A 14,056-nucleotide genomic window follows, 5' to 3' on the forward strand; every position below is an offset into this window, starting at 1 on the left:
CCCAACTTGCTAAGGCATCCACGGGTTCGGGGTACCCGTACGCCGGATCATCTCCGCGATGAGCGCCGCATGCTCCCTGCGGGCCCAGAGCCGTACGGGTCCCGCGGACGATTCGCACTCGATCACCAGCACGCCGATCGGGAGCCGCAGCATTTCGCGGTAGGTCGCTTCGCGTGCGCGGACATAGCGCAGATCTGCCGGGAGTACGCGCAGCCGCGTCCACGACCAGCGGGGCATCCATCGGAACTCGCCTCCGGTCGGCACCCGGCCGAGGCTGTAGCGGCGACCTTCGTCCGGCAGGTTGGCCCCGACCCGGAGCAGTACCGCTTCCCCCGCCTCGGCGCGCGCTGCGGTCCGCCGCGCTCGCCGTGCCGCGAGCAGCGTCCCGGTCACCATGCCGATGAGGACGCCGACCGCCGTATTCATGCGCGAAGTAAAACAGGCGGCCGACCGACCGCCTAGGGGTGGGCGCGTCTCGGACCCGACGCCCTCGACCACGCTCCCCGCGCAGGCGCGCCGAACGCCCGGCGCGCCCGGGACGGCCCCTGCCCGACCTCACTCTTCGGCCTCGTTCGGCCCCCACCGCGGTCGAAAGCTGGTCGATCCGCCTGAGTCTGCCGGGTTGAGTGTCCGCTCAAGATGACGTGGAGCAGATCGGTAGTAGCGTTTATTACTGAGACCGCAACCCGGGACGCGCCACGTAGGCGAAGTCTTCTCGCGGTGGGCAGCGTGATTGCCGCTGCGGGGTTCGCGCGTGGAGCCGCACCTGGCCGGCACGGCCGGTGGATGGCCACGGCGTGTCTCGCAATTTCCAGAGCGGTGACATTTCGACCGCGCGCCCTGTCCTGCTTGCGTGCGCGGCCATCCATCTCGCGCTGAGGTGCGCGAGACGATGGAAGGGAGAAGGGCTCATGCGAGCACTTCGCGTGAAGCGCATCTTCGCGGTGACTGCGACCGGCGTTCTGATGGCCGGTGGCGCTGCGATCGGCTCGGCCGGGACGGCCTCGGCCAGCACGGGCTCGACCCACTACAACTCCGGCTACCGCGACTGCTACAACCGCGGCTGGAACTGGTACTGGGACTGGAACGACGGCTACTGCTACTACCGGCACCACCACAACCGGTACGGCAACTACGGTCGTGTCTACTACAACTACTACTTCAACGACTACGGTCGCAGGTTCAACAACTACGGTCGTGGCTACAACGACTACGGTCGCGGGTTCAACAACTACGGTCGTGGCTACAACGACTACGGTCGCGGTAACTACGGCGGCGGCTACGGCGGTGGCGGTGACTACGGCGGCGGCTACGGCGGTCGCGGTGGCGGTGACTACGGCGGCGGTGGCGGCGGCTACGGCGGTGGCGGTGGCGGTGACTACGGCGGCGGCGGTGGTGGCTACGGCGGTGGCGGCGGTGGCGGCGACTACGGCGGCGGCGGTGGTGGCTACGGCGGCGGCGGTGGCGGTGGCTACGGCGGTGGCGGTTGACCGTCCGCCCGCTGAGAGCGCGGTGTGCGGGCCCGGTTCAGCGTCAAGGCCGCACACCGCGTCCCTGCCCGGCCCGCGCCCTCATCTGCTGCCGCAGACTCACCGGTTGATCTCCGGCACAGGAGGGACTCGAGGAGTTCCGGGGCGCAGGATGGACCATCCGCACGCGCACCTCGTCGGGCACGCCAGTCAGGCGGCGGCGGAGGCCGTCCACCGCAAGCTGCTCCGGCCGGTCATCACGGAGGGGGCAGGAGCTGTGGACGACATCGTCGCCCGGCGACGCGAGGCGACCGCCCCAGAGGCGTGATCAAAATCCGTTGGCCGCCTGTTCGGCGCCCAAGCACGACAGAGGCCCAATCGCGATCAAGCGATTGGGCCTCTGGCCTGTGTCGGGGTGGCGGGATTTGAACCCACGACCTCACCCGGGATCTGTTCGCCGCGGCAACGAAGAGCCCTGAGCTTGGGAATCACCGGGCCGTCACGGAGGGGGTTGACGCTGACCAGCGCAAACGGCCTCTGGTGATTAATCGCGAGGCGTCGCGCTTGACTGCTCTTGACCGCTGGGATCCGCTCTTTCCGGCAACGGTGTGGCACGGGCTTCCATCCGCTCTGACGGGTCGCGTCACCGACCCCGCACCCGACAGCAATGTCAACCGAACGGCCCAACATGACGTGTCACCCACATGGATGAAGAATTGGCTGAGTAGTGCCCAAACCGAGGCAATCTGTGAAAGGCGAACCAAATGCGCATTCGACGAATCCTCGCCGCAGTCTTCGCCACGGCAGCCCTCGCCGGACTCGGCCTCACAGGCGCCGCCACCGCCACCGCCACCGCCGGCAGCGTCACCCCGGCCAGCGTCACCCCGGGTGAGTGTACGGACGGCGGCGGAACGATCGATCGGTCGACGCCCATGCTCCCGACCTGCAGAGGCGGTATGAACGACGGGCAGACGGTCGACTGAACCCCACTAGGGCCGTTGTGAAAGTGGATCGGCGCCCCGCAGCCACGCGTTGCGGGGCGCTCCCTCGCGAGCGTTCCCCCTCGGCTGACGGCTCAACGTACCTGGGAGGCGTGACGATCGCACACGGGCCCGATGAGGTCGGCGGGAGCGGCTTTGGGCTGGAGCTGCCATGGGGCGAGAGATCGGGGCCCGTACGCTGGTCGCGAATCGGGCAGTCTCTGGACCTGCACGCAATAGCCCGATGTGGGCCCCGATCTTCGAGGCTCGCCCCATGGTGGCTGCCTAAAGCCGTGGAGCCGACCGGGCCCAGCCACCGCGGGCTGCCGTCCACCGCTCGGGTGTGCTCGCTACAGCCGCGCGGCCGGCGTAGCCGGGCCCGGAGCGGGGCGGCACGATCGTCGCCATCTCGGACGAGGGCCTCGCCGGCCTGCCCCTGACCACGGCGAAGGCGATCGAGATCGTGGGTGCCGTACAGCGAGATCGACCCCATCCGCATCGGCGAGGGTTACTACCTTGAGCCCGACGGCCAGGTCGCTGCCAAGCCTTGCACGCTCCTGCGTCAGGCCCTGGAGCGGAACTCGAAGGCGGCCGTCGCACGGTTCGCGTGGCGTGGGCGGGAACGCCTCGGCCTGCTCCGCATCCGAGGCAACGCGATCGTCCTGCATTCAATGCGGTGGCCGGACGAAATCCGTTCCTCCGAGACGCTCGCCCCGCCGGCGGCCGACGTCCCCGAAGACGAGATCGAGCGCGCCCTAGCGCTCATGGACGTCATGGCGAGCGACGACATACCCGAAGACGCGGCGGTTGACCGGTACACGGATGCGATCTCCGACCTGATCGTCGCCAAGCAGGGCGGCAAGGAGCTGCCCCACGCAGCCGAGCCGGAAGCCCCGGCCGGAGCCGTCGTCGACCTCCTGGCCGCACTCCAGGAGTCCGTGCAGAAAGCCAAGGAGAGCGGCGGCGAGGGTGAGCACGCGACCGTCCACGACATGCCGAAGAAGAAAACCGCAGCCAAGAAGACGGCCGCGAAGAAGACGGCGGCCAAGAAGGTCACCGGCAAGAAGGCGGCCGCGAAGAAGTCGAGCAAGCGCAGCGCCCAGCCAGGGGCTTTCGTTTGGATCATCGTGCGGACTCGCCTGGCTGACCCGGTGTGGTCAGCCAGGTCAGTGGGCTCAGCGCACGTCGACGCAGTCACCGGTGGCGGTGACCGGCGGCGTGGTGGAGGTGCCCTCGAACTTGTAGCGGTAGCAGCGGTCGGTGGTGGCGGTGCGGGTCTGCTTCTCGACGCCCGCCTGGCTGCCAGTGCCGGTGATGTGGCTGCTGGTGGTGGCGTACGAGCCGGTCAGCGAACGCTCCTGGAGGCGGACAGTCTGCTGGGTGTAGCCCGCGTACTTGTGGGTGTCCCAGTTGGCGCGCTCCAGCTTGCCGGTGATCGTGATCGTCTTGCCCTTGGCGACAGGCTCGGGGGCCGCGTTGTTGCTCAGCCGGGACCAGCGCTTGAGGTACCAGGTCATGGCGTTGTCGGTGTTCACGTCGGTGGCCGCGTCGGTGACCGCCCAGAGGGAGATCTTCCAGGCTCCGGCATCCTCGTTCGTCAGGTAGCTCTGAGGGTCGATCTTGAAGGTGGCCGTGCAGCTGTACGTGGCGTCGCCGGACTGAACGCAGGGGTCGGTGTCCGCCTCGAACTGCTCGGAGTTGAGGAACTGCTTCAGTCCGCTGTCACGGTCGGTGCCGCGCCAGAGCGACGCGTTGCTGCCGTAGAGCTTCGACCCGCCGCTGATCGTCCACTTCACGGTGATCGTCTGCGTGTTCGTCGTCCCGACGCGGGCGCTGTTGCCGCCGTCGACGGTGACGCCGGAGACGACCGTGGCGTCGGCAGCGCTCGCGGCCAGGGTCCTGGGCTTGGGCGCGGCGGTCTTCGCCGCCGACGCGTCGGCGGCCGCGGCCTTGCTCTGCTCCTGCGCCTCAGCCGCGCCGGTCCCGCCCGCCATCGCGGACGGTGTGACGAGCAGGCCGATGGCGAGCCCGGAGGCGGCCAGTGCGCTGACGCCCAGGGTCACCTTCTTGCCGGACGTCAACTTTTTGCGGGAGTGCTGGGGCATGAGGAGGCTCCGTTATCGACTATCGACGGGCGGATGCAGGTCGCGGACGAGCGGACCTAAATCAGGCACGGTCACAGCGGCCGCACAGTCTTGATCGGCGATGAAGCGAAAGGGTTGTACGCGCACGGCAATTGAGGCCTGTGAAGTGCATCACCCGACGGTGTCGTGCCGCACAGGGGGTGTGTGACGGGGCTTGGCGTCCTCGGTGAGATACGCGCCCCCGCCACCATGCGCGGGGAGGGGCAGGCCCCGCAGTAGCACCCCATACCCGAGCGCCGCCACCGTGGACGGCCCCGCACCAGACCCGGTCTGGTCCTGGCCGACAAGGCCTGTTCCTCACGCAGGATCCGAGACCACCTGCGCAGGCGAGGCATCCCCACGGTCATTCCGACCCCGGCGGACCGGCTCCGCCATCTCATGCGCCGCGGCAGCGACGGCGGCCGGCCACCCGCCTTCGACGACGGTGCCGTCACCGGTCGTCGTGAGGGTGAGGCGGTAGCGCTTCTGCTCATCCACGGGCGCACTCTGCCTCGGTGAGTGGGCCGGTGAGGGGGGCCGCGTTCGACGCCGGCCTGGCGTACCGCGTCGCGCAGGGCGGCCAGCGTCTCGGACGTGGGCGCGCTCGTCCCGCCCGTCTTGGTGCCGGCGATCATGTGGGGCGTGCATGTGTCGATCCAGCGCGGCCCGGCGTCGGGGACGTTGACGATGCGGGCGCGGCTGGCGATGTCCGCCACGTCTCCGGTGCCGGTGCTCGATGGCCTCTTGCGGGAGCGATTGAGGGTGCGTTCGTAGGGCTCGTTCGGGAGAGAAATTCCAAGATTTTCTCCCAGATTTCTCCCAGGCTGCCCGTATAAGCAGAAAGACCCCCTGCACTCAAGCGAGTGCAGGGGGTCTGATCTGGTGTTTCAGCTGTCGGGGTGGCGGGATTTGAACCCACGACCTCTTCGTCCCGAAGCAACTTCGGTATGGGTTCTGCCTTGGGAGGGAGTGCCCTTTACCTGCGCCGATCGTCCGCAGACGTCCGCGGTCGTCCGCCGTTGTTCGTCGGCGTTGTCACGCAGTTAGACACTCGCCCGGTGCGGCTCCCGGTGCGCGGGATCCGTGCACGTCAACGCCGAGCGCTCTCGGACGGCTCGAAGGCGCCCCGGAATGCCGAGCCGTCTGACGGTGCGGGCTTCTGTTCCATAGCTCTATAGGGGGGCATCGTCGGTCATGCAGGCTGTCGCCGGGTCGCTGACGGATAACTCGGGCGACTGTCGCGCATCGGCCGGCAGAGGTGGGTGGGGATACGCTGGGATCATTGCGGACAAAATGCGCGTGATCGGTGGCGACTCAAGCGTTGGTGAGCGGGAGTGGCCTGGGTCGGTTGTCCGGCGGGCCCCTAGTGCCGACGAGGGAGGCGCGGAACGTGGCTGATACAGGGACTTGGCTGGGCGGCTTGCTGGCGTCGGTGGAGGAGGCACCGCCGGTGGAATCTATCGCCGTGGTGGCACGGGTCCTGCAGGATCGGATTGCCGCGGTCGAGGTGTCTTTCCTGATCACGGACCATGGTGGCAAAGCTCTCGTGCGGCTGACTGGGGCGGCTGGTGAGGGTGACAGGTGGCAGCCAGAGCAGATCGAGTTGTCGGGCACTGTCTACGACCAGGTGATCCGCTCCCAGCACATGCAGATGGAGGTCGGCAAGCGGGCGGGAGAAGTCAGGTCGGCACCGGTCCGGGTCCTTGCGCCGGTGACCGACCGTGGGGACGCGATCGGTGTGCTCGAGCTGACTTTGGCCGCTCCTCCCGATCGGCAGACGGCACAACTCATCTCTGAGGCCGCCCACGCTTTGGCCTACGTGGTGATCGTCAACCGCCGCTTCACCGATCTGTATGAGTGGGGCCGGCGCACCACACGGCTGTCCCTGGCAGCCGAGATCCAGCACCGTCTGCTACCCGATTCCTTCACCTGCGATGCCGGTCGGTTCACCGTCGCCGGAGCGTTGGAACCGGCCCACGATATCGGCGGGGACACCTTCGACTACACCCTTGACCGTCGCGCCCTGCACCTGTCCCTCACCGATGCCATGGGCCACGACGTGCAGGCCGCGCTGCTGGCCACCGTAGTCGTCGGAGCCCTGCGCAACGCCCGGCGTGCGGGCGCCGACCTGGTCGCTCAGGCCGAGGACGCCCATCGGGCGGTCGCCCACTACGCCGACCATGTCCATCGGGCCGTCGCCGACCAATCCGGCCGGGTGCATCAGGCCATCGCCGAGCACGGCGGCCAAGCCATGGTCACGGGTCAACTGCTACGTGTCGCTCTCGACACCGGCCACACTGCCTTCATCAACGCCGGCCACGTCTGGCCGTTGCGCCTGCGCGACGGGAAAGTCCAGGAGATCGCCCCCTTGGTCGACTTGCCCTTCGGCGTCACTCCGAACCCGGGGTATCGCGTCCAGAGCCTCGACCTGCGTCCGGGCGACCGCCTGGTCCTCCTTACCGACGGCATGCTGGAGCCCCACGATTCCGACTCCGGCCTGCGCAATCTGATCGAGCAGACCCGCGACTGGCACCCACGCGATGCTGTGCGTGCCTTCACCGAAGCCCTCCTGGAGACCACGGGCCACGACCCACGCGACGATGCCACCGTACTGTGCCTGGACTGGCCCGAGCCCTGATGCGGCGAACCGACGCTGACACCGAGCAGGCCTCTTCCGGCGCTCATCTGGTGCGGATATTCAATGGGTGAGTCCACCCTGGGCGATCTTGAAAACCGTCGTGGCGCGAGTCACCGTGGGTTCAAATCCCACACCCACCGCGCAGGTTGAAGGCCCCTGACCAGGAACATCGGTCGGGGGCCTTCGTCGTGCGTGCTGCCCGGTCGTGCCCGTGGTTCCCCGTGAGTTCCCGGTCTAGCGGGCACGGGAGGGGCACGGATGCCTTCTGGCACGCAACATGGCGGCGAGCTGTAGAGAGGCCTGTAGCTTGTCGTCGCGTTCGAGGATCAGGCTGATTGAGCCGTCTTGGAGGTTGATGCCGCTCTCAAGATGCTCGTGATAGCCGTCCCGGAGTTCGGGATCAGCGAGATTGACGAGTCGTTCGGCCAAGTCCCGCAGCCCGGCAGCGTTGGCCGCCACAGTGATTTCGGTGGCTGAGCCGTACACCTTGATCCGGGGTTCATCCATGCGGTCACGCTACAACCGGGCTTCGCACTCTCACCTCAACCACCGCTCTCCCCAGCTCCCATCCCGTCCGCCGTCGACCCACACACCGTGGAGCGGGCGTGGTTCATGGCGTCCAGGTGGAGCGCCCCGCTGGACGAACGACCTGGACGCCATGGGCCGCGTCTGCTCGGCTCTGCCTGGGTCGACGGTGGACGGGATGGGAGCCCACCACGCTCACCACGATGTGCCCGCGGCCGGGAACGGCGCCCCCTCCCACCCGGTGCCGGCCGATCCCCCGCCGGAGGCGTCGTCTGTGACTGTGGGCCGCGAACGTCGGGTGCTCGACTCATGCTCTCCGGGCCTATCCACAGTGGGCGGGCGTCGGCGCAGCCGGGGCGGAGCGGGCCGAAGGCAGGAGCGGCGCCCCGAGCGGAGCCGGGAAGCCCGCCCGGCGGAGCGGAGCGCAGCCGGGTGCTTGATGAAGTAGGGAAAGTTCCACCGCGCTCCCTTGGAGATCGCCTCTGTCGAGTGTCAGGCTCCGCGGCTACGCTGGTGCGGGCCAGCTGATGACGTCGGGGAGTGTGCTCAAGGGATGGAAACGAAGTCGGCGCGGGTGGACCGCACGATTCGCGAATGGATCTCGGCGGGCAAGTATCCGCCGGGGGCCAAGCTCCCCTCTGAGCGCAAGCTGATCGAAGAGCTCGACATCGGCCGTACCCAACTCCGTGTGGTTCTGGGGCGCCTTGCGGTCGAAGGCATCGTGGAAGTGCATGGGCGAAGCTCGTACAGGGTCCCCGGGAACGCTGTTTCGGTAGAGACGCCGACAGGTGTGGAGCGCTGGCAGATCCATGGAGAGCGCACGCTCTATGACAATCGATGGGTCAAGCTTGGACTCGTTGATGTTGAGCCGCCCGGCGTGGAGCGTTTCGAGCACCACGTAGTACGGCTTCACCATGTCGCCATTGCTGCCGTCCTCGACGACCAGGACCGCGTGTTGATGCTCTGGCGCTATCGCTTCGTTCCGGATTCCTTCGGCTGGGAGCTGCCTGGGGGCATCGTCGATGACGGTGAAGATCCGGCCGCGGCCGCTGCCCGTGAGGTCGAGGAAGAGACCGGCTGGCGGCCGGATGACCTGAAGCACGTTGTCACGTATCAGCCCATGGTTGGCATGGTCGATTCACCCCATGAGATCTACGTGGGGCGTGGTGCAAAGCACGTCGGGGACCCGACAGACCTTGAAGAGGCCGGAGAGATCGCCTGGGTGCCGCTCTCTGACATCCCCGGGCTCATGGCTCGCGGCGACCTGATGGGCTCAGGGACCCTTGTCGCTCTCCTGCATGTGCTCGCTTCTCGGGCTGATGGGAAGCCCCCTACAGCTGCTGAGTGAGCTGCTCAATCCGTCTCCGATGGCGGACGGAGCCAGTGCGGTTCGCGAGGAGGCGGGCTTCTCGAAGATGATTGGCGGCCTGGTCGTACTCGCCGCGGGCTAGATGGGCCTGTGCGAGGTCGCACCGCAGACCGGCAGTTGCCCGGATGAATGTTGGGTCAACAGCATTGAGGGCCGCGTACAGACTGCCCACCGCGTCGTCATCGCCCAGCAGCGCGAGGGCGTTGCCCCGCCATCGGCTGAGGTGGCCCTCGTTGAGGAAGATGCTCAACATGTCTGGATCCCGGGCCTCCTCCCCAGAAGGCAGACACCGCACCGCGCTATCCAGAGCTCGGCGGCAGTCGTCAGGCATGTTGGCCTTTGCGCATATCTCGGCCTCGGCTGCGTACAGCCATGCCCGCAGTCGGGGGGACAGCACGTTTCCGCCGGCACTTTGGGCATCCCTGATCAGCTCGACTGCTACGCCTGGTCGGCCTGCATCGCAGAGTACGTATGCCTGCTCGGCTGTGGCGTGGGCGAGGTACATCGGAGCGTCAGCTTCCTTGGCCGCTCGTTTCCCTAACTCGTAGTGGCGCCAGGCTCGTTCGACGGCTCCAACATCGAGGGCCTGCCATGCGGCGAGCGTCGCCGCTCCGGCGAGTGCTTGAGCTACAGGGCGCCGGGTGTCAGGGAGAACGGCAAAGGTCAACGCGTCCTCGAGAGTCGCCAGGTGCCCCGTCATCTGATCGATGAGACCAGACGCCCCCATCTGGCGGTCGACGGTACGCAGTAGCTCGGTCTGATCCATGAACGTCTTCACCATGGTGAGGCTGACGTTATGCGCGGCGTCGATGCGGTTCACCAAATCGTCGTAGCCGTCGGCCGCTGGTGGATCCGGTGCCGAGTGCCTGCCGTGCAACTCGTCGTCAGTGATGCCGAGCAGAGCCCGGAGGATCTTTGCGTAGCGCTCGGAGATCGGGCGCCTGTCGTTTTCCCACTCGGAGACGTAGACACGCAGGCTCGCCGTGGACGCGATGGTGAGCATGTGCTGTCGCGCGTACCGCTCAACCTCGTGAATCAGACGTTCTTGAGACCACTCGCGCGCGTTCCTCGCTGCCCGGAGTCCGCTCGTCACGTGCACCGCCCTGCATGTGAGCCCTGTCCTTTAACAGCAGCATGCCTCACATCGATGCAGGTCGGCAGGGGTTAACCCAAACCTTAACTGCGACGCCGTGAACCTCCGTTGGCTACCGGGGCGTTGGCAATCGCGGTTGCCTAGAACCGTCGCAGGGAGGCGAGTTGAGAAGCCGAACAACGACAGCGCTTGACAACTGGTGCGCACCAGATGGAACCTATTGGTGCGCACCAGTTGGGAACGCAAGCTCCGTAGGCGTCTGCCTACGGGCCAACGCCAACGACATGCAGGAGCGGCGACCCACCGCCAAGTAGTCCGCCGCTCCCGCCCCTCGGAAAAGGGAGTTCCATCATGCGTCAGATCCCCGTGGACACCTCCACCGCCACCGTGATGGTGGCCAAGTCCCCGCAGCCCAAGGTCAAGGACCGCCGTTCCGGCGAGATCGCCACCGACGCCGAGACCGGCGCGACCCTGATGACCGTGGACGTGATGTTCGCGGCCAACGACGAGGTCGAGATCCTGTCCGTGACTGTTCCGGAGCCGGGCATCACCGGTGAGCTGCAGATGGGCACCCCGGTCGCCCTCACGGGGCTGATCGCCCGCCCTTGGGACAACGAGTTCAACGGCGTGAGGCGGCACGGCATCGCCTTCCGCGCAGTCGCCGTGACCTCGCTCGCCGCCGATGCCTCGAAGCCGAAGGCGGCCTGATCATGACCGGCTACTCGGTCGCTCTCCTGGTGGTCGTCGCTGCCGCAGTGCTCCTGCGGTGGCGGCGCCCCGCCTGGTACTGGATGTCCTTCGGGGTCACCCTCGCCGCGCTGCGGGTCGCCGTCCGCTACACCTCGGTCATGGACGCCTGCGGCCTGACGGTCCCGCCCTCGCGCTGGCGTCTGACGTTGGCCCGGATGGCGAACCGGCCAGTGCCCAGCTCCCGTGCCCCGCGTATCCTGCGCATCCGTCCGACCCGGACTGGCCTGATCTTACGGCTCAAGCTGCGCCCCGGTCAGGACGCCTTTGACGTCGCTGCGGCCACAGACCGGCTCCGCCACTCGTTCGCGATGTACGGCATCACGTCCCGTGAACTGCGCTCCGGCGTGGTCGAGTTGCGGATGACCGGGTACGACGTGCTCAAGCGGGTGCAGATGCCCGCCAAGACCGACACGGCGCCGATGCGTATCCCGGTCGCTCTGCGCGAGGACGGTGCCGTGCACTACCGCGACTACCGGGCCGTCCCGCACGCTCTCACCCTCGGTGCCACCGAGTCAGGCAAGTCCGTCTATCAGCGCAACCTGGTCGCCGGGCTCGCCGCGCGGGATGTGGCGTTGGTCGGCATCGACTGCAAGCAGGGCGTTGAACTCTTCCCGCTGGCCCGGCGTTTCTCCGCGCTGGCCGACAACCCCGACACCGCCGCCGAACTCCTCGACGCGCTCGTGACGCACATGGGGGACGTCTACCAGGTCATCCGCGCTCACCAGCGCATCACCGCGGATACCCCGGACGCGGAGATCGCCTCCGACATCTGGCACCTGCCCGAGGACCTGCGCCCCGTGCCCATCGTGGTCCTGGTCGACGAGGTCGCCGAACTTGCGCTCTTCGCCACCAAGGCCGAGGAGAAGCGCCGGGATCAGATCATCACGTCCCTGGCCCGTCTGGCCCAGCTCGGCCGGGCTGCCGGCATCTATCTAGAGATCTGCGGCCAGCGCTTCGGCTCCGAACTCGGCAAGGGCATCACGATGCTCCGCGCTCAGCTCACCGGCAGGACCGCGCACCGCGTCAACGACGAATCCTCGGCCAACATGGCGTTCGGCGACATCGCCCCGGACGCGGTCCTCGCCGCGATCCAGATCCCCACCGATGCCCCCGGCATCGCCGTCACGGGCGACTCGTCCGGCGGTTGGGCCCGTATCCGCGCCCCGCACACCTCGCTGCGTCAGGCCGTGAACCTCTGCAACAAGCATGCGGACCGCACCCCCGACCTGCCGAACCTCGCCGCCTTCCGGCCCACGCTGCCGCATCTGTCCACGGTTCCGGCCCCGGCTGTCGAGACGGTCCCGTCCGCGGCCTAGCTCCCCCTGCTCATCCCGGTCGGCGCGACCGCCTTCGCGCCAGGTCCCTACCCGAGCCATGCCCGAACCCCCCGAAGGAGGTGAAGACATGAACCGCTCGATCCGCCCGGACGCCGTCCTCGTACAGGCCGTGATCGCTGGGGCCCTGTCCTTCGCCCACCTGCACGACCTTGCCGCCGCTGCCGGACAGGACGGATGGAAGGCGTGGGCCTACCCGATCAGCGTCGACCTGCTGCTCGTCGCCGCATGGCGCCGACTCCGTAGCGACGGTCCGTCCCGCCTCGCCTGGTGCTGGTTCCTTATCGCCCTCGTGGCCTCCCTCGGCGCCAATGTCGCCACCGCCGGATTCCTCGACCTGGCCCACCCTCCGGCCTGGCTCCGCTTCGGCGTCGCCGGATGGCCCGCGCTCGCCTTCCTCGGCGGCACCCTCCTCGCCCACACCGCTCACACGGTCGAGGACCCGGGACCGGTCGTGCCGGTCGAATCCGCCCCGGCCGTGGCGACCGAACGCGTCGCCTCGATTCCGGAGCCGGAACCCCTTGCCGTCGTCGATGACGACCCGACCGCGACTCTCCCCGATGCCGATTCGGCTCCGGCTCTGCCCGCCGCTGACCCGGCGCCCGCACCGCCGGTTCCCGCCCCGCTGGTCGATCACGCCCGCAAGGTCGCCGACGAACACCGCACCCGCACCGGAACCCCGATCGACACCGCCACCCTGCGCGCCCGCCTCGGCGTCCCCGCCCCGATGGCCGACGCCATCGCCGCCCAACTCGCCTGACAGACAAGGAGAACGCCCGTCATGCCTGCCCGTGACTTCTTCCACTCCGTGATGAGCATCGGCCCGGTGCAGATCGGCACCCACCGCGACCGCCACGGCCACACCAAGCACGCCGCCGTGTGCACTTCCGACCGCTGCGGCTGGTCCTCCGACTTCTCCAGCCAGTCCGCCGCCCAGCTCGCCGCCCGCACCCACCGCTGCAACGTCCGCTAGGAGGCCACCGCCATGGACGTCCCGCTCTGGCTCGCCCTGATCGTCGTCGGCTACCTCGGCATCAAGCTCATCCGCCCGCCCTGGTGGCTCGTGGCCGTGCTCCTCCTCGGCGGCTACCTCCTCGCCGACAGCCTGCTCGCGCCCGTCATCGACACCGCCGTCAAGTAGCCCGGCTCGAAAGGAGATCAGCCCATGTTCCGTCCCAAGGTCCCGACCAACCCGACGCCGACCGGCCTCGTCACCCCGCCAGCGATCGAGCCGACCGCCGTCATCACCCACGCCCAGTACGCCCCGCCGCCCGCGCCCATGCCGACCGCCCCGGCCCCGACATCGACTCGGCCCACCGTTCAGCTCACGCCCGGTGCCCTGGTCGCCCTCGTCGGCGGCGGTACGGCCGTAGTCCTGGTCGTGGGCGCCGTCCTGGTCTCGATGCTCCTCGCAGTCGCCATCACGGGCGCCTCGCTCGCCATCTGCGCGCTCGTCATCCGCTCGCTGATCCGCACTGACCTCAAGCGCCGCTGACCGGCCCCGGAGCGGCCTCTACCGCCAAGTTTCGTCCGCTCCGGGAGCCGTGCCCCTACCCGATCTCGCAACCGGAAGGAACACCCATCATGACCGACCGCACCCTCCCCACGCCCCGGATCTGCCCGGCCTGCGACGGCTTCGCCTCCGCCGCCATCACCCTCGGCGGCCGCGACCGGCACGGCCACCTGCGCACCATCACCGCCCACTGCCCGGCCTGCCACGGCACCGGCACCCGCACAGCCCGCCGCCCGCTCGTCATTCCGGCGGGGAGGTGACC

Annotated in this window: 18 protein-coding genes and 2 pseudogenes; 15 read left to right on the forward strand and 5 right to left on the reverse strand. The window is 68.4% G+C overall.

The genetic code is table 11. The features are described 5' to 3' along the window. Positions 1 to 9 precede the first annotated feature (9 nt). Positions 10 to 426: a hypothetical protein gene (locus ACFC96_RS19960; protein WP_376613395.1), complete on the reverse strand. Its 417-nt coding sequence runs from the start codon at positions 424 to 426 to the stop codon at positions 10 to 12. Positions 427 to 911: 485 nt separating this feature from the next. Here ACFC96_RS19960 and ACFC96_RS19965 point away from each other — a divergent pair, with 485 nt between their 5' ends. The 4 genes and pseudogenes from ACFC96_RS19965 to ACFC96_RS19980 all read left to right on the forward strand — a co-directional run. Next, positions 912 to 1,490: a hypothetical protein gene (locus ACFC96_RS19965; RefSeq protein ID WP_376613397.1), complete on the forward strand. Its 579-nt coding sequence runs from the start codon at positions 912 to 914 to the stop codon at positions 1,488 to 1,490. Between the two features lie 151 nt (positions 1,491 to 1,641). After that, complete coding sequence (locus ACFC96_RS19970) at positions 1,642 to 1,797, forward strand: hypothetical protein (protein ID WP_376613398.1); 156 nt, start codon at positions 1,642 to 1,644, stop codon at positions 1,795 to 1,797. A gap of 436 nt (positions 1,798 to 2,233) precedes the next feature. After that, a complete protein-coding gene (locus ACFC96_RS19975; protein ID WP_327579215.1) occupies positions 2,234 to 2,452 on the forward strand; it encodes a hypothetical protein in 219 nt (72 codons plus the stop codon). A gap of 464 nt (positions 2,453 to 2,916) precedes the next feature. Then, positions 2,917 to 3,126: pseudogene (locus ACFC96_RS19980) on the forward strand (Ku protein); the annotation flags it as partial. 78 nt (positions 3,127 to 3,204) lie between these two features. Here ACFC96_RS19980 and ACFC96_RS19985 read toward each other — a convergent pair. Together ACFC96_RS19985 and ACFC96_RS19990 are read right to left on the reverse strand one after the other, a co-directional pair. Next, positions 3,205 to 3,426 carry a hypothetical protein gene (locus ACFC96_RS19985; protein ID WP_376613542.1) on the reverse strand — a complete coding sequence of 74 codons (222 nt, stop codon included), beginning with the start codon at positions 3,424 to 3,426 and terminating at the stop codon, positions 3,205 to 3,207. A 198-nt stretch (positions 3,427 to 3,624) separates the two neighbouring features. Further along, positions 3,625 to 4,554 (reverse strand): calcium-binding protein, encoded by a 930-nt coding sequence (locus ACFC96_RS19990; RefSeq protein ID WP_376613544.1) that lies wholly within the window; start codon positions 4,552 to 4,554, stop codon positions 3,625 to 3,627. A 273-nt stretch (positions 4,555 to 4,827) separates the two neighbouring features. Here ACFC96_RS19990 and ACFC96_RS19995 point away from each other — a divergent pair. From ACFC96_RS19995 to ACFC96_RS20005, 3 genes and pseudogenes are all read left to right on the forward strand, one after another. Continuing rightward, positions 4,828 to 5,013 (forward strand): annotated as a pseudogene (locus ACFC96_RS19995) (IS5/IS1182 family transposase); the annotation flags it as partial. Between the two features lie 153 nt (positions 5,014 to 5,166). Continuing rightward, positions 5,167 to 5,346: a hypothetical protein gene (locus ACFC96_RS20000; protein ID WP_376613400.1), complete on the forward strand. Its 180-nt coding sequence runs from the start codon at positions 5,167 to 5,169 to the stop codon at positions 5,344 to 5,346. Positions 5,347 to 5,962: 616 nt separating this feature from the next. Beyond that, on the forward strand, positions 5,963 to 7,210 hold the full coding sequence (locus ACFC96_RS20005; RefSeq protein ID WP_376613401.1) for a PP2C family protein-serine/threonine phosphatase: 1,248 nt from the start codon (positions 5,963 to 5,965) through the stop codon (positions 7,208 to 7,210). Between the two features lie 234 nt (positions 7,211 to 7,444). On the opposite strand, the gene ACFC96_RS20010 is transcribed toward ACFC96_RS20005, so the two are convergent. Continuing rightward, a complete protein-coding gene (locus ACFC96_RS20010) occupies positions 7,445 to 7,717 on the reverse strand; it encodes a hypothetical protein (protein ID WP_376226977.1) in 273 nt (90 codons plus the stop codon). 571 nt (positions 7,718 to 8,288) lie between these two features. Here ACFC96_RS20010 and ACFC96_RS20015 point away from each other — a divergent pair. Then, positions 8,289 to 9,083, forward strand: a complete 795-nt coding sequence (locus tag ACFC96_RS20015; RefSeq protein WP_376613403.1) for an NUDIX domain-containing protein — start codon at positions 8,289 to 8,291, stop codon at positions 9,081 to 9,083. Here the strand turns inward: ACFC96_RS20015 and ACFC96_RS20020 are convergent. Then, positions 9,067 to 10,107, reverse strand: a complete 1,041-nt coding sequence (locus ACFC96_RS20020) for an XRE family transcriptional regulator (RefSeq protein ID WP_376613405.1) — start codon at positions 10,105 to 10,107, stop codon at positions 9,067 to 9,069. The two genes, ACFC96_RS20015 and ACFC96_RS20020, sit on opposite strands and share 17 nt — an antisense overlap. A 441-nt stretch (positions 10,108 to 10,548) precedes the next feature. On the opposite strand from ACFC96_RS20020, the gene ACFC96_RS20025 reads away from it, so the two are divergent. From ACFC96_RS20025 to ACFC96_RS20055, 7 genes are all read left to right on the forward strand, one after another. Then, on the forward strand, positions 10,549 to 10,905 hold the full coding sequence (locus tag ACFC96_RS20025) for a hypothetical protein (protein WP_376613406.1): 357 nt from the start codon (positions 10,549 to 10,551) through the stop codon (positions 10,903 to 10,905). A 2-nt stretch (positions 10,906 to 10,907) separates the two neighbouring features. Then, complete coding sequence (locus tag ACFC96_RS20030) at positions 10,908 to 12,263, forward strand: FtsK/SpoIIIE domain-containing protein (RefSeq protein WP_376613408.1); 1,356 nt, start codon at positions 10,908 to 10,910, stop codon at positions 12,261 to 12,263. An 88-nt stretch (positions 12,264 to 12,351) separates the two neighbouring features. Next, entirely contained in the window at positions 12,352 to 13,041 is a 690-nt protein-coding gene (locus ACFC96_RS20035) for a DUF2637 domain-containing protein (RefSeq protein ID WP_376613410.1), read from the forward strand. A gap of 21 nt (positions 13,042 to 13,062) precedes the next feature. Continuing rightward, positions 13,063 to 13,254 (forward strand): mobile element transfer protein, encoded by a 192-nt coding sequence (locus ACFC96_RS20040; protein ID WP_376613411.1) that lies wholly within the window; start codon positions 13,063 to 13,065, stop codon positions 13,252 to 13,254. 12 nt (positions 13,255 to 13,266) lie between these two features. Next, entirely contained in the window at positions 13,267 to 13,422 is a 156-nt protein-coding gene (locus ACFC96_RS20045) for a hypothetical protein (protein ID WP_376613413.1), read from the forward strand. 24 nt (positions 13,423 to 13,446) lie between these two features. Continuing rightward, the gene (locus ACFC96_RS20050) at positions 13,447 to 13,776 is read left to right on the forward strand and encodes a SpdD-like protein (RefSeq protein ID WP_376613415.1); all 330 of its coding nucleotides are present in this window, start codon (positions 13,447 to 13,449) and stop codon (positions 13,774 to 13,776) included. A gap of 89 nt (positions 13,777 to 13,865) precedes the next feature. Further along, entirely contained in the window at positions 13,866 to 14,054 is a 189-nt protein-coding gene (locus ACFC96_RS20055; protein ID WP_376613417.1) for a hypothetical protein, read from the forward strand. Positions 14,055 to 14,056 lie beyond the last annotated feature (2 nt).

Origin of the sequence: Streptomyces sp. NPDC055955 (assembly GCF_042270245.1) — a bacterium.
GTDB lineage: Bacteria > Actinomycetota > Actinomycetes > Streptomycetales > Streptomycetaceae > Streptomyces.